Raw genomic sequence first — 16898 nt, forward strand, 5'->3', positions numbered from 1 at the left:
GCCTTTATCCATAATAAATCCAAATAATTTACATCCTGCCCCTGCCTCCACCGAAGCCTCCGCCACCAAAACCACCCTGGCCTCTTCCCTGCTGCATGTCGCCTCCAATGTTTTTACCGCCCATTCTGGTCAATGCGTAAGTAAATGAGAACATAAAATATCGTCTGAGTACATTATACCTTAAATCCGTAATTGTATTGTTACTTGATGTTCTTGCAATTCCCTGACTTTGATTCAGGATATCATTCACAGATAATTTGAAAGTACCCCTGTTTTTAAAGAATTGCTTACTCATGTAACCGTTCATGATGGTATAGTTTACATCAAATGCTTCACCCCTTCCCGTATTCTGGTAATAGTTTGCATCTACAGCTAAACGGATCTCTCCAGGAAACATGTAACTCACATCAATTGTAGGATTCAATGTATAGTAAGTAGTATTCTGCCTTGGTTGGGCAGAATAAGTAGCCCTGTTGATGGAACCGCCAATGCCTGCTGACAAATCAAGTTTGTCCATTGAAGTCACTAACCTGTATTTATTGGTCACAGAAAAATCATTGGTAATGTTATCAATTGAGTTGGTGAAGTTTACCCCTCTTGCATATGAACCACTCAGGTCAATATTCAGGTTCAGCTTGTTATCCTTGATCACAGGAAGCCCCAGGGAGGAACCCAAACTTGCCTGATACACTCCATCCACATTAATTGGAATCACCGCCAGTTTACCTTTGTTTTCACCACTTTCAATCGTAGTGGTATTGTTTCCAAAAGCGTTGAAAGTCTGACTTAAATTGGCAAATACGAATAAGGAACGGAACTTTTCAAAATTGAAATTATTATAAAGGATATTCAGGCTGTTGGTAAATGATGGTTTCAGGTCAGGATTACCAATAGGAATACTCTGCGTATTGGTATTGTCGGCAATAGGTTGGATCTGTGTAATGGAAGGCTGTTGTGTATTTCCCCGGTACCTGAAGATCAATCGTTTACTTTTACTGAACTTATACCTTAGCTGTGCCGTAGGTGTAATGTTGAAAAAACTTTGATTCAGCACATCACCAGTGGTGATATTGTCATTCTTTCTGTCCGTATGCTGCACTGCAACTCCAATATTCCAGTTGTACAGCTTCTCATTCTTATTGATACTTGCCCCCAGTGAATTGGTCAGCGTGGTATTCTCATAGAAATTGGAATAGGTAAAATCAGGAATGTCATATCTCGAAGTTACTGTATTGTAGTCAAAGACATACCGTTCACTTTTGGAAAAACTGTATCCATTTTCAAAGTTGGTTTCCAGGTTTAAGGTTTTGGAAAGTGGTTCCGTATACACCAATCTGGTATTGTTACTGATCGCCCTGGAGGTTTGGTCATTCAGCTGATCCGTCAGGCTCCGGGTAACCACGCCTGCAGAATCAGTAGTGTTCTGGATATAATTGTAATTATCGGCATTACTGTTATTCACATTTGTCCGCACGTTCAACGACAAGGTACGTCCTCTTCTTAAAAACTTCTTACGCAACAAGATAGCATTGGAAATTGTCGGTGTAGTCCCATCTGTAGTATATTTTTGTTCCCCATCGGTAACGTTATCCACATAGTTATTCACATACTTGCTGTTACTGATGGAATTGGTCTTGGAATAACTGATATTGGGTTCTATACGAATAGTGGTCGACGAATCAATCTTCGTATCGAGCATAAAATTGAACCGGTGGTTGAGGTTATCCGAAGTACTGGTCTGGTCTTCATCAAAGGTAGTCGTCTGGTTTCCCAATAAATTCTGCCTGTAACTTGACTGCTCATTGAACAGGGAAGTTTTATTGAAAAAATAACTTGCAGTAATTTTTGTTCCGTTGGCATATTCATCGGCAAAATTCAGTCCCAATGCATCGGTAGTGGTTATTCCCTGCTGAGGGGCATTGCTATTGGAACCTCCTCGCCCGCCACCACCGCGGGTACCACCCCCGCCACCGGAACCGAAACTCTGTTTATTCACATTGTTGATTTGTCCAACGACAGAAAACTGCTGGTTATCTTTGAATTTGTTCACATTCAGGTTGACATCATAACGGTCATCGGTACCATAACCGGCGGTCGTGTTCCCGAAATATCCGTTTTTCATCCCTGCTTTGGTCGTGATATTGATAATCTTTTCCCTGTTTCCATCATCTACACCCGTAAATTGAGCCTGTTCAGACAAAAGGTCAATCACCTGAATTTTATCAATCATATCTGCTGGCAGATTCTTGGTAGCCAGCAGAGGGTCATTCCCAAAAAAGTCTTTTCCATCCACACGTACACGGGTAACGGTTTCTCCCTGGGCTTTAATCGAGCCATCCTTTGCCACCTCTACTCCGGGTAATTTTTTCAATACGTCTTCCACTACTGCATTCTCTCTTACTTTAAATGCTGCAGCATTATATTCAACAGTGTCTTCTTTTACCACCACAGGTACCACCGCACCTTTAATTTCTACGGTCTTCAGGTTAAGTCCTGTATCTTCCATGGGAAGATCGCCAATGCGTACAGCCGGAGCTGTAGCCGTTACCACAAAAACTTTATTATAAGTTTTAAGTCCAAGATAAGCCACCGATACCCGGTAAGAGCCGGGTGCCAGCCCTTTAATCTCAAATGTCCCGTCGGGAAGTGAGTTGGTCACTCCAGCGACGCTGGAATCACTCAAATTTTTGATCGCTACAGAAGCAAAATCGATGGGTTTAAGGTCTTTGGCATTTACAACTTTTCCGGCTACTGAGCCTGGCTTATTTTGTGAATACGAGGTATAACTGATAAAAAACAATAACGCAAGAAGCGAAAAACTTTTGGAGAAACTAATCATTTAGAATAAGTATATGTTGTAAATATATCCTATCAGACTCGTGCAGGGCAGAATAGTTTGTTAACGAATGTTAAAAGAAGTGTAACATTCAAGATACAATAAATCACCAGGATTATTCTCTGATGATTTATAGCAAGGAAGAGGAAATAGCCTTAGGATTTTTTGTCGTTCATTTTTTGTAGTACGTTGATATAAACTACTTTAGGGCAACCACAGCCCCTTTTAAAGATGCCGCAGCCACTGCTGGCCATGCAGAATAAAATTAAAAGCAGCAGACTAAGGTTTCTTTTCATTATAATTCCATTTATGTAAAATAACGTAGCTGAATACACCCATGAAAACACCGATCATATCACATGCCAGATCCCACCATTCCGCAGAGCGGTAAGTAAAGATTTTCCATTGAATCAGTTCAATTGCGCCACCAAGACAAAAAGTAAGGACAATGATCTTAAATATAGTGAGTGAGCGGAAGCTATAACTCTTATGCTGATTGACGATCTTCCCGTAAAACAGCAGTATAGTCAGCACATAGAAAAATCCAAGGTGCACGACTTTATCAAATCCTTTAAAAAAAAAGCCCGTTCCATCGGAGTCGGGCATTTTAATATTACAAAGAATTAAGATCACTACGGTCCACAGAAGTGCCCAGCGCTGATATTTTATTCTTTCCAGTCTTTTATTCATTGATTATGCACCAACCAGGGCCTGATAAGCTTCTGCAGTCAATAATCCGTCCAAATCTGATACATCAGCTAAAGTTACCTTCACCATCCATCCATCACCATAAGGATCTGAATTCACAAGCTCAGGACTGTCATTCAATGCAGCATTAATTTCTAAAACAGTTGCAGTAACCGGCATAAATAAATCAGACACTGTTTTCACGGCTTCTACCGTACCGAAAACATTATCTTTACCCACTTCTTCACCAACGGTATTGATATCAATATAAACGATATCACCCAACTCACGTTGTGCAAATTCAGTTATACCTACAATAGCTACGTCGCCTTCAACTTTAACCCATTCGTGGTCTTTAGTGTACTTTAATTCTGATGGAAAATTCATTATGATTTGATTTGATTTTTCAAAGGTAATTAATCTCCCGATTTATCCCAATGCTAATTCAGTGTTATCCTCAAACTAAACCCGAAATTACTGTAAGAGGTATTAAATGTTTGTGAGGTATAAGGTTTTGTAATGTTCGCATCATAAAATACCTTCACATTAAAGCGCTGGTTCAGAATATAATCGACACTTGGGCGGTAAGTAATATTTTTAGCCCCTGATGACACCTCTGCTTCCAGGATATCTGCCCGGTAGATCACTGTTTTATTGTCACGAACTGCGATATCCAGTTTAAAATCCATATTGTTATCCATTTTCAGTTGCTTAAACAAGCCGAATGGGAACCTGAACTTTGTGGTCCTGTAACCAATGCCGAAAACCATATTGTTCTCTGACAGCTGCGCCAGCTGACTGTTGGACAGACTCAGCCCCAGCAGGCGGGTTTTGCCCATCTCAAAGCTGGCTGTAAGGTTATTCTTCAAACGGGTATCTATCCCGATCAGTGGGGAGAACTGCTCTGCAATGGTCACCTGTGTAAACTGGTAAAAGGGCAGGAAGTTATTGTTATCATCCCTGCTGTTCACAAACCCGTCGGTTTCCTGGTAACGGATGAGTGAATTGAACCCGTTTACGCTATAAACGGAACGGTAGGAATGCCTCAGGTCTATCGATTTAAAATTTTCCTGTAAAAGCGCTATCCTCGATAATCCACCATAGTTAATTCTCCAGTTGGGCAGCGGTATTTTGGGGAAAGCATTTAAGCTGATGGAAGATGCACTTTTACCGGTATAGGCAGCCATGAAAGCAGAAATGATTACATCCTGCGAATTCCGGTCATACCCATCTGCATAACCACCGCTGCTGCCGGAAGAATTGGTATTCAGGGCTCCCAGGCGCTGTGATATGATTTGCCTGTTGGCCATAAACTTATTAAATAGTTTTGACACGGTACTTCCGTTTTTATCTGAAAAGGCAGTACCAAAAGTAATATAGGAAATACTGTAATCACCCGTGGTCGTCGGACTCAGATTACGGAAGCTGTCTGAACTGTTGTCGTACCTGAAATTGGTAGAATAATTCATCGTCTGGTTACGGTTTGCCGTCAGGGTAATACGGAAATCACGGAAAGGCTCCAATACACTGGTGATACTTAAGTCCTCCCGCAGGGTATTGATATACAATTGGGACTGCAATGTATCTGTGGTGATCCATCCATTGGTCAGGGCCATCTGTCTGATATCACGCTGGCTTCCAAAAACGAAGCCCAGCCCCGGAGATCCGGTGACAGCATCAATACCCAGATAATCTGTGGTTGGCAGATACCCCGGTAGGAATATCCCTTTGGTTTCTGTATAGGCAGCATTCACATTCTTGATACTCGTGAGTAACCCCAATAGAAACCCTGGTCCACCCTTATCATCCGCGGCATTACTTTTCGCACGTTTCAGGAATCCGATCTTGTTGTATAAACTGGCAAAGTTCAGTGTAGGATTGATCTGTACCGTACGTGAGTTCTGTATCGTATTGCCCAGGTTAATTAAAGGATCCTGGAGGGTGGACAAAGCTTCCGTCTGCCAGTTAAAGCTGGTACCGTAGCGGGTAGCTACATTCACCCAATCCATTCCCGGTATTTTATTGATCGGCAGGGCATAGGCAATATTCAGGTTATGGGTATAATCCGTCGTCCTGCCCAGGCGTTTCATATTCTGCCATACCGTATCCCTCTTCATCCCTTCAATCTTTCCATCGGGTTCATCGATGATGGAATAATTGGTCGCATCAAAATCCAGCGTCAGTGAACGGGTAAGGTTCCAGGAAATACCATACACCCTGGTCACCAGGAAGTTTTTATTGTAGGTGGTATTAATCGGGATTGCATTGAGCGGATCATTATTCCGCAAGGTATTCTCTGCATAATAGCGGTCAACGTCCACCCTGAAATTAATGGCATTCGGCAGCAGGCTGAAATTGATCTCCTTCAGCAAAGCCAGGGTATTTGCCTTGATGATCTTCTCGAAAGGCTTGTATACCTTCGACTGTCCGGAGTAATTATAAGCGAGTGAGCCCCGGTAAGTCCTCTGGATTGTTCGCTCATTGATAAAATCATGTGCCATCAGATTGGAATAAGAATAGCTGGCACTCAGGTTTTCCACATCCCATACTTTTGGTGTTTTCTCCAGATCTACGCGTTCCTTATGCACATTGGTAAAATTGACACTATTCCGTGTCACCACCTCCTGTGCATAATCCAGGATTTCCTTCTTTTCCTCTTTCGTGGCTGATTTCAACACCCTTTTGAGTTCTATATCCGGCATCTTCGGATCAAATTGTGGCGTACTTACCTGCCTTGAATAACTCACATAAACAGGAATTTTTATCCCTGTACTTACCGGCAGGAACTTACCCAGCTCCATACTGGTAGATACATCAATAAAAGTGTTGTCTGATCTGTTCCTGTCACTCACTTTTGAATCCAGCACTCCAAAACCAATGGTCGCTTTGCTGCCGGAAACATTAACCTCTGCAAAATCTGCCAACTGGACATTCATCCTTGCTGCTGCCGCCCAGCCCCCACGCTGGTCAAACTCTGTCAGCCTTAATTCATTGAACCAGATCTGTGCACTTTTCTCCATTCCATCATCAGCAGGTCCTGTTTTTAGCGGATTTTTTACCCCCAGCATATACACCCTCACCTGCCCCATATCCGGTTGCCCTTTTATAGTGATGGTCTTACCGTCCACCATATAACTGAAGGGTTCACTGATATCCCATGCATCTCCGTTTGCTGTTCTCGCCTTATTTCTCGCAATTTTAATATCCTGGAAGAGTTTCAGCTCAATATCCATTAAATTGGCATCTGGCCATATGGCATAAGGATCACTGGTATTCGGCTGCGTCACATTTAAAGGCTGCGCATATTCATAATAATTATCCCGGTTATCCGTCCCGATCCTGATGAAAGCACTGAGGTCCCCATCATTCAATAAAGTATTCCCGAAGGCTTCTGCATGGACAAACATCTTCAGCCTTTTGTAAGAACGGAAATCATTTAATGCAGTCTTGAAAGCAGCCCGGCCATAACCGTCACGCAGGTTACGGAGAGTGAAAGAAAGCGACTGCTCATTCTGCTGCGTATTGCTGTTGTAGTTCGTATAATCGAGTTCTCTTACAATCCCCGGCGGAACAACATAAGGAATGGGACTTCTTTTACCATTTTCTTCAATATTCACAGTAGTGATATCCAGGGTAGAATTATCGGGCACTACCGTTGTTAACCCCGGATCGGTAATCAGCTCCGTCCCGATATTCTCACTGTTATATTTCCTCCAGTCGCCTCTCACCAGTTGTATTTTTGCAAAGCGAAGTACCGCAGTATCAGCAAAATTAGTCAGGAACATCCTGAAGAAACGGATGGACCTGAAATCCTGTATGGTACCTACCTTCTGTTCATAATCTGCCAGAGGAATCCTGATCTGGTACCAGGTGACCGCCTTTGTCTGTCCATTGGCCAGTTTCACCTGCGAGGTCACCGCATCGGTCACGTAGTTCTTTCCGACTTCGAGGTCTCCACGGCGCATGGACACTTTATACTGAAAATACTCATCCGACTGGGTCATGTTATTATCCCTGTTCACATCCTCCCCATCAGGCAAAGAGGTAGAAGCCGAATTCTCTATACCCAATTCTTCTAAAGATTGCTGTGCCGTTTTCGAGTTCCCTTCGGGGCCGTTGTATTTTTCATAGCGCTTCAATATTCCGGCATTGGCCTGGTCCTGCGCCGGGCCTTTATAATACACATAATCATCGGAGCTGGGATCATTATCCAGTTCCTGGGCAGCAGTAGTATTCAGCTGACTTTTGATCTGGTTAAGTGCAGGGGCAAACTTCAGCTTTTCATTGTTGTTCCCCAAACCGTCCAATCCCACATCCTGCAATTTTCTTGCCGCAGGGTCATTATCAAACGACTGTATCACAGGCTGTAACTTCGGCACACGACCCCAGGTTGTTTCATCATATTTCGAGGGATCTTCATTGGGAGGAAGACCGTTCTCGAGCGATTTCCGGCCATCCTTCAATATATCTTCGGAAATATTCCCCAAATTAAAATACAGATCACCACCCAGCGAATTGGGTTTATCAATATTCGGATCCATTACCCACAGTTCTATATATTCAATATTCAGTGCCTGAAAATCATTGGCATCAATCTTTCTGAAAATACCTCCCCAGCGGGAACGCGGATTCAATAGTTCTCCATCCTGGTTAAAACCATTGGTCACATAATTATAAGGCCCGCGTTTATTCGGATAAAAGGCCACATTCAGGGTCGGCAGGGACACCGCTTGCCCGATCACATTTTCCTTAAACGGGAAAACCTCCTGCTCAATGACTTCCCTCACCTGGTGGTTAGATAACTCTGTCCTGTTATTCCGTAAATTATCTGGAATATTGTTTCCTGTGCGGTTATAAAAAGTAGGGTCAATATTATAAAAAGCGATCCGGGCCCTGTTGTACCCGTAGGCCAGGTCATCCGTTAACTGTGCTTCTGAAAACAACTGCGGGGTACCCGATAATTGCCAGGCAATGGCTGCTTTAAGGTCTATTACAGAACGGGCAGCTTCGAAATCATCGATATAACTCACACCACCTTTATCAAGGCCATTATTCAGCACCGCAGGCTGCCCTGGAACCAGCTGGGCAAACTCACCTGAGAAGGTAAACCGGGAAGGGACTTTTGTGGAAATAAAAGGCAGCTTATCTACCAGTTTCGTCAGGTAGCGCGACGAGGAGCTATAGTTCAGGTCGAAGCCATAAATGGTATTTGAAATGGGTTCATCTCCTAAATTCACTTTCGCCGTAAGCGGCTTTTCTGAAAGGTTCATGTACGTTGCACCGAGGTTCAGCTTATTATTTACCTTATAATCGAACCGTGTGCCAAACAAAGACCTTTGCTGTAATCCGAATAACTCGGAATTCTCTGTCGTGATCCGGATCGGTTGCCCGGAGATCAGCAAACCTGTATTGATAATCTTTACCCTACCACTCAGGTAATCTACAGTGAAGTCCTGCCCCTCTTGCAGGGGAATGGTACCGGAAAACACCTTTACTGAACCCTGCGTCACATTGATGGCATTCAGACTGAATTCTGATGCCACTTCAGACTGGTAAGACCCTTTAATGATAAACCTGTTCTGGCTGCTGAACAATTGCTGGGCAACCACCTTGGTAGAATCATACAAAGCCGGATAAGCATATTTATCAATCAGGCTTTGTTCAGCGGGATTAAACTGTGTGGCCAGGTCAAGCCCGAAAGGCTCCAGTACAGGGAAAATAATGCGTCCGTTTAAAGGGTCGATAGTCACGTAACCCGTTGTCAGGTTCGATACCATCGAGGAGAGGCTTGTTCCTGTGAGGGAAGAGGTGATGCTGGAACTTGTGGTACTGCTAAAGGGTTTATCCTCTGCAATGAAGTCGAATACCCCATCGGGCTTACGCTCTTCCCGCTGATTCAGCCTGTCCAATCCGGTCACCTGCAGCCATAACTTTCCCTTCAGTGGAATCCTGTTTGCATCCAGCTTTTCTCCTTCAGGTATGGCCGGACTTTCAAAACCCGTTTTATTGTCAACCCGGTATATATCAAGTTTAAAATTCTCTCCACTAATCTGATACCCTCCTATGGAGTAGATATTCTTCATCATCAGGTCCCAGGTAGGCAGGCTGGTTTTGATGGTTTCATTCTTTAATAATTTTGCATATAACACTTTGGGGGAAGCCTGATCGAAACTGACATCGGTAGAAAACTCGCCCACCTGATATTCCACGCCATTAAAAGTATACCTGAAAGCCACAGCAAGGATCTCATCTGCATTCAGCGCATTATTCAGGGAGATATATCCCAGTTGAGGATGAAAAGTATACTCCTTATCAGCCAGCTTACGGGCATAAGTCAGCTTGGCGAAATTGTCTGTACCTCCATTGCCCTGGAAAAAGGAAATGATGTCATTGGAATTCGTCAGTCGTGCATTTGCAGGAATTTTAGAAAGCAGGTCATTGGATTGGCGTGGCCCCTGTGTAAGGCTGAAACCTGAAGGCAAAGCCGAATAGCCATTACCCCCAATCAGCTGACTGGTATTGAAAGGTTGGTTCTCTCCCAAATCTATAAATCCCAGGACATCCCTTGAATCCGTTGTATTTCCTGTCTTATTGGTAATCCATACCTCTATCTTGGTAATATTTATACTTGTTGTTAAGGTTGGCGGGGTAGAAAGTGCCTTATTGTAATTGTTCCTGAAATAGGCGGCAAGGAAATAGTGTTTATTGGCTTCATAATTATCGCCGCCAATCCTGAATTCATTTTGTTGTGCCCCATTATTGATCTGAATCTCCCTGGTCTGTGATTTCTGCTGGGCAAAAACACTGGTTACACTTAGTTTGCCGAACTGCAATTGAGTTTTCACCCCAAATAAAGCCTGGGTTCCGGTAATGAGTGAGGTACTTAGGGGCATACTCACATTACCGACTTCCAGTTTTTTAATAATGTCATCCTCACCACCGGTATAATCGAGTTTCACCTGATTCTCAAAATCGAACTGTGCCTCGGTATTGTAGTTCATGTTGAGTTTCAGTTTGGTTCCGATATTGCCGACCAGGTCCATTTGAATACGTTGCGTGAAATCAAAATTACTTTGTACACGCTGATTTTCATTAAACAGTGGATTTTCATTTCTGTTCACCCTTCCCACAAAGGTCAGTTCCGCTTCCCCCCTTGGCTGAATATCAATCGTAGTTCCCCCAAATATCCGCTCAAATGATTTGTTATAAATGTTCATGCTGGGGATGATTCCTGTATTTCTTACAGAATCAATCTCAGCATTAGATCCCACCCTCCAGTTGGATCTTTTAATCTCACTGTTGACCAGTCGCTGGTACTCTTCAATAGAAAGATATTGTGGGGGATTAAAAAACCTTCCCCCTACTACATCCCTTATAATGTATAATTTATTGACTGCATCATACTCCACTTCTCTCTTTACATTATCAGGAAGGGGATTAAATGACCTGAAAGGATTGCCAATACCGAGTCTTTGTTTTTCCTTAAGGCCAAAGGAATTTTTCACAGAATCGCGGACATTCGTTCCCCGCCTCACCTGTGAAAATACATGCTGCCCCAAAAAGGAAAAAAACAAAAAAGCGACCAGGGTAAAGCTATTTCTCAAAGGCAGATCCAATTATAAGTTCGCAGATATTATTATAAGTTCTTTAAAGCAATTTTAATCATTTGTTCTACAGAGAGTTCTCCCACAGCATTTTTAACTGCATTATCCAGTGCCTTCTCTGCTGGTGCCTTGGCAAAACCAAGCATCATCAGTGCGGACATTGCTTCTTCACGAATGGTATTGTTCAATGGAGCAGAAATTAATGATCCTGTACCTTCTTTCTTTAGCTTATCCTGTAATTCCAATACCAGGCGTTGTGCTGATTTCACACCAATACCTTTGATCCGCTGTATCAATGGCAGATCTGCATTTACTATTGCCGTCTGGATTTCATTTGGGGTAATGGAAGATAGCATCATACGTCCCGTATTAGGGCCTATACCAGACACGGAAATCAGATGCAAAAATAACCTTCTTTCCCCTTCGTCCATAAAACCATACAGGGTATGGGCATCTTCCTTAACGTGCAGCCATACATATATTTTACATCTTTCCTTATCCCCTAAACTACTATATGTATTTAAAGAGATATTAATATGGTATCCTATCCCACCCGCTTCTACAACTATATAAGCAGGACATTTAAAGGTCAACCTGCCGTCGATATAATCAAACATAAATTATTTTTTCTATTTGTATGTATTCATTTGTTGTGTTCTACCACATGGACCAAGTTACAACAGTTTTAACACTCCTTAAAATAAAAAATAGGCTCCAAAATAGCATATCAGACGATTTTTAACTCATACCCTATTCAATTACACAAATACACAACAGACCAGCAAACCTAAGAAAATACGCAGCAGGAAAGTCCTCCAATAAACGAATATGAAGAAATATTTTAGAAAAAAATAGTAACCACGTAATGATGAACAAAAAGAATAGGCACTATAATTTCTGTGATTTGAACAAAGACATTTCGCAAATGAAACCAGGAAGGGATATAGCCATACGGTTTAATAAACCCTAAAGTTTACCCGTCGCCTGGGAATGGCGGCTATTTCCTGAACGGTAAGAAATATATTTTTTACCTTCTTTAGTTTCCGGAGTTGCTGTAGCCTCCGTACGTTTAGAAACAATCAGACGTTGTCCGGGAAGGATACTGTTCCCTTTGAGTTTATTCCAGGCCTTTAGATCTTGAACTTCAACATGATACCGATCTGCAATCACACTTAAGTTCTGTCCTGCACCAACTTTATGATAAACGATTGCAGGCTGTTTGGCTACGGCTACCGCTTTAACCTTTTTAAAGGTTCTTCTGTCGTCATTTGAAGCCTGAACAACCCGCGTATCTACTTCTATAGGCATACTGTTGTTCAGCACGTCATATACCATTGCAAAATTAGCCAGACTGGCACTAGGCATGATAATCCGCTTGGGCAATTCCATAGACCCATTGACAATCTTTTTCTTATAGGAAGGATTCAGGTTAACGATCTCATCCTCACGGATAGAAAGTGCCTGCGCCAGATCTGAGAGTGATATCACTTTACTCACCTGTACCGTATCTGTTTTAGCCGCGAAAGCAGATTGCTGCGATTTAATCTGGTGCTTCTCAGGGCAGTTCATCACATAAATAGCGGCAATCAATGCAGGTACATAATTACGTGTTTCTAAAGGTAAAAAAGGACGGATTTCCCAGAAGTCTCTCGAATGTGCTTTATTTATTGCCCTGTTGACATTACCAGTACCGCAGTTGTATGCAGCAATGGCAAGCAGCCAGTCGCCCAGTTCCGCATAAGCATCTTTGAAATAAGCTGCAGCAGCAAAGCTTGCCTGTATAGGGTCTTTACGTTCATCAACGAAATTATCAATATTCAGTCCGTATCCTTTGGCTGTAGAAAACATAAACTGCCAGAGACCTGTTGCACCAACCCTTGAAACGGCATGAGAATTCATGGATGATTCAATAATAGGAAGGTATTTTAACTCTGAAGGAATATCATAAGCTTTCAGTGCATTTTCAAAAATAGGAAAGTAGTATTCTGAAAGGCCAAGCATTTTGCCCATCATGTCTTTCCTTCCCGCATACACATCAATATAGCGCTGTACAGCTTCGTTATAGGTTAGCGGAATATCACGCTGAATAGAATCAAGTCTCTTTTTGTAGGTGAAATTATAATTATAGAATAGTGGATTCTCAATAATCGCGGGAACGGGCGTAGTATCTGCTGCTACCAGTGCTGAAGAAAAGCCGGATAAACGGCGTGCAGAATCTAAAAGATTAACCTTTTGTTGTGTGTAGCCTTTAGCGGCGATAAGCAGTAAAACACAAAATGAGAGCAGGAGTACAGTTCTTTTCATAGGCGTTTATTGCATTCTGCAACAAAAATATATTAATTAAAATTAAACCTTGTCGGACATAACATCCATAAAACTATTTGATAATGAAAGCAGTACCTCTTCATCAAAGTGTTTTGCCATCAACTGGAGACTTAACGGCAAACCACTGGCATTATTGCCCAGTGGAACTGATATTGCCGGAATACCTGTTAAAGAAGCAAGCACCGTAAAGATATCAGCCATATACATCACCAGCGGATCCTGCATATGTTCTCCCAGTTTAAAAGCAGGCGTAGGAGCTACAGGAGTTAAGATCACATCATAATCAGCAAACAGGGTTTCTATTTTATCCCTGATCAGGCGACGTACCTGCTGTGCTTTCTGATAATAAGCGTCATAATATCCGGCACTCAGTACAAATGTACCCAACAGGATTCTCTTCTTTACCTCTTCTCCAAAGCCTTCGGCCCTGGACTTTTTATACAATTCATTCAGGCTCTTCGCTTCCAGGTTTCTGTGTCCATAATGTACACCGTCATACCTCGAAAGGTTGGAAGAGGCTTCAGCAGTAGTCAGAATATAATAAGCTGGCACAAGGTACTCCAGCAAATCAAAAGAGACTTCATCTACAGTATGTCCCTCAGCTTTAAACCGGGATATAGCCTCAACAATAGCCTGTTTAATATCCGGATCAAGTGCTTCACTTTCCAGTGTTTCCCTTAATACGGCAATTTTCTTCGACCTGGAATCTTCCAGTTTATCTGTATATGCCGGGACAGGCAAATTGGAAACCGTACTGTCGTGTTCATCGGCACCAGCCAAAACCTCCATTAACAGGGCGGCATCAGCTACAGAAGAAGTCAGTGTTCCTACCTGGTCAAAAGAAGAAGCATAGGCAATAACGCCATACCTCGAAATCCGTCCGTAAGTAGGCTTAAATCCAATACATCCGCAAAAAGCGGCGGGCTGGCGCACCGACCCACCAGTATCTGTGCCCAGTGCAGCCAGACATAAGTCTGCCTGTACAGCTACAGCAGAGCCCCCGGAAGATCCTCCGGCCACACGTTCCGTATCGGCTGCATTACGCACAGCACCATAATAAGAAGTCTCATTGGAGCCTCCCATGGCAAACTCATCACAGTTCGTACGGCCAATAATGATGGCGTCTTCCTGCAATAACCTTTCAACCACCGTAGAGGAATAGGGAGACACGAAATCCTCCAGCATTTTTGAAGATGCCGTAGTGATATGGTCTTTAAAAAGAATATTGTCTTTGATTCCTATGACCATTCCCGCAAGTCTTCCTGCAGTACCCTTATTTATTTTTTCCTGCACCAGGATGGCCTGGTTTTTTGCAGAATAAAAAAACACCTCATTGAAAACATTGAGGTGTTTATGGGTTTCAATTTGTGTAAAATAATAATCAAGCAACTCGGGTAAGTCAAGTTGTTTTGTACTGATCAGGGCCTGTATTTCCGCTAAGGAGCTATACTTCTTCAAAAATTGAAAGGAATTAAAGGGTTAAAAAATTCTGTAACAGCTAAACCTATAAAGGTTTACGTGTATTGGTACGGTTAGGGTCAACAGCATCATTTTCATCTGCTCCATCCTTACCATCTTTGAATTCTTTAATACCTTTACCCAGACCACGCATAAGTTCAGGAATTTTTTTACCCCCAAAAAGCAATAATACAGCGACTAAAATAAGGATAATCTCTGTTGTGCCCAGGGCTGCTAATATTGTTGTGTTTAACATGATCTTTTAATTAGTTTTATTTTTTTCTGTTTCCATTTTCTCCGCAGCCGCTGCAATATCCGTAGTTTCTGCCGGGGCAGCCTCTTTATTCAAATCAATGGGTTCCTTCACTTCAGTTTTAGGATACATCTGATCTTCCAGCGTCTGGGTAGGCGTGCGTGTACTTGTTGAAGTACTTGCCGTACGTTCTTCTGCCCTCAGCTCATCATCAATATCCATTGCATTTATATTCCGGTGGATTTCCCGCTTTACACCTTCAGATGCATCCTTGAAATCCCTGATCCCTTTTCCCAGCCCGCGTGCAAGCTCAGGTAATTTTTTACCTCCAAATAACAATAAAACAACAGCAAGAATCAGCATGATCTCACTGCCACCCATGTTTAAGAATTCACCTATTATTCCCAGATACATTTTGACTCAATTTTTTTAGTATAACAAATATAGACATTTTAGATCCAATTATTTAGCAATCCATGCTTCAGGATTCAGCTTTGTCTGTCCCCTCATGATCTCAAAGTGTAGCAATGCACCGTCAGAGGTGGTCGCGACAGTACCAAGACTCTGCTTCGTTTCCACTTTATCCCCCTTGGCTACAGTGGGAGATTTCAGGTTCTGATAAATGGAAAAGTACTCCCCATGACGCACCGCAACTACGTAAATTCCCTGAATAACCGTAACAAACAGAACCTCCCCTCCAAATACGGCACGTACCGTTGCCCCATCGCTGGTCAGGATATTCACCCCGTCATTATTGTAAGATGCCTGCCCTTCAGTATGTTCACCGAAACTCTCAGTAATGGATCCCTGACCTACGGGCCATGGCAAGCGTCCCCTGTTATTTTCAAATCCTGCAGACAGCTTTGCCGCTTCCGGAGTAGCCGTAAGGAAACTACTGGTGGTTTTAGCCCGCTCTACCGGCACAGGTTTATTATCAGCCTTTGCTCTTGCTGCAGCCAGTCTTTCGGCCTCTTCTGCCTGCTTCCTGGCCAGGGCAATCTCTCTTTGAATTGCATTCCTGATCTGCCGGTCTATGGCCGATTGCTGCCTTTTCCGCTTAACTATATCCTGGCTGAACTGGCGCTCCTGTTTCTTAAATTTATTTAATACGGAAGACTGTACATTCTTATTTTTTGCCAGTTTGTTTTGCTCCGATTCCTGTTCACGCAGTAAGGTACTTTTAGCTTTCAGGCTTTTGTCTAAAATGACAATTCTATAACTCAGGTTCTTCTCTGTGCCCTGGATATAGTCGGCCTGTTTTTTACGGTACTGCCCAAACTGTTGCAGGTATTTAATTCTTTTATACGCCTGATTGAAATCCTGTGCAGCGAAGATAAACATCATCTTGTCATACGCATTCTTATTCCGCTGCGCGAACCTGATCATCCCAGCATACCCCTTTTTAAGCCGGGACAACTGATCCTGTAGAGAATGTACGGTATTCGTATTTTCATGGATTTCATTATCCAGGTTTTTAATTTCGGAATTGATCACTGAGATTTTGCTCTGCATGAGCCTGATCTTCGTATTCAGCGCACGGATTTCACTTAAAGTAAGCTTTTTGCTTTGTGCCGCTTTATCCAGATTACGCTGTAAGAGCTCGATTTCACGCTCCAGTGCCTCTTTTTTCCTTTTAAGCTGAGAGCTGCTTTGAGCTGTTGCTGTTGATGCAAAGGTGACAAACAGCAGTAACAGAAGTAATTTGTGTAGCTTCATTACATCAAAAGTATAAAAA

At 42.7% G+C, this 16898-nt stretch carries 10 protein-coding genes; all 10 read right to left on the reverse strand.

The annotated features are described in order from the left end of the window. Positions 1 to 28 precede the first annotated feature (28 nt). Positions 29 to 2839 (reverse strand): outer membrane beta-barrel protein, encoded by a 2811-nt coding sequence (locus tag ACSBL2_RS24100; protein ID WP_442589102.1) that lies wholly within the window; start codon positions 2837 to 2839, stop codon positions 29 to 31. Positions 2840 to 3115: 276 nt separating this feature from the next. Next, entirely contained in the window at positions 3116 to 3526 is a 411-nt protein-coding gene (locus ACSBL2_RS24105) for a VanZ family protein (RefSeq protein WP_442589103.1), read from the reverse strand. Positions 3527 to 3529: 3 nt separating this feature from the next. After that, on the reverse strand, positions 3530 to 3910 hold the full coding sequence (gene gcvH, locus ACSBL2_RS24110; RefSeq protein ID WP_442589104.1) for a glycine cleavage system protein GcvH: 381 nt from the start codon (positions 3908 to 3910) through the stop codon (positions 3530 to 3532). 53 nt (positions 3911 to 3963) lie between these two features. Beyond that, positions 3964 to 11127: a cell surface protein SprA gene (gene sprA / locus ACSBL2_RS24115; RefSeq protein WP_442589105.1), complete on the reverse strand. Its 7164-nt coding sequence runs from the start codon at positions 11125 to 11127 to the stop codon at positions 3964 to 3966. Between the two features lie 32 nt (positions 11128 to 11159). Further along, positions 11160 to 11744, reverse strand: coding sequence for a Holliday junction branch migration protein RuvA (gene ruvA, locus ACSBL2_RS24120; protein WP_442589106.1), 585 nt, complete (start codon positions 11742 to 11744; stop codon positions 11160 to 11162). Positions 11745 to 12093: 349 nt separating this feature from the next. Continuing rightward, entirely contained in the window at positions 12094 to 13431 is a 1338-nt protein-coding gene (locus ACSBL2_RS24125; protein ID WP_442589107.1) for a transglycosylase SLT domain-containing protein, read from the reverse strand. A 42-nt stretch (positions 13432 to 13473) separates the two neighbouring features. Further along, on the reverse strand, positions 13474 to 14910 hold the full coding sequence (gatA, locus tag ACSBL2_RS24130; RefSeq protein ID WP_442589108.1) for an Asp-tRNA(Asn)/Glu-tRNA(Gln) amidotransferase subunit GatA: 1437 nt from the start codon (positions 14908 to 14910) through the stop codon (positions 13474 to 13476). A 46-nt stretch (positions 14911 to 14956) separates the two neighbouring features. Beyond that, positions 14957 to 15166: a Sec-independent protein translocase subunit TatA/TatB gene (locus tag ACSBL2_RS24135; RefSeq protein ID WP_442589109.1), complete on the reverse strand. Its 210-nt coding sequence runs from the start codon at positions 15164 to 15166 to the stop codon at positions 14957 to 14959. A gap of 6 nt (positions 15167 to 15172) precedes the next feature. Continuing rightward, complete coding sequence (locus tag ACSBL2_RS24140; protein WP_442589110.1) at positions 15173 to 15577, reverse strand: Sec-independent protein translocase subunit TatA/TatB; 405 nt, start codon at positions 15575 to 15577, stop codon at positions 15173 to 15175. Between the two features lie 48 nt (positions 15578 to 15625). Continuing rightward, complete coding sequence (locus tag ACSBL2_RS24145) at positions 15626 to 16879, reverse strand: murein hydrolase activator EnvC family protein (protein ID WP_442589111.1); 1254 nt, start codon at positions 16877 to 16879, stop codon at positions 15626 to 15628. Positions 16880 to 16898 lie beyond the last annotated feature (19 nt).

The organism is Pedobacter sp. AW31-3R, from assembly GCF_052180285.1.
GTDB lineage: Bacteria > Bacteroidota > Bacteroidia > Sphingobacteriales > Sphingobacteriaceae > Pedobacter.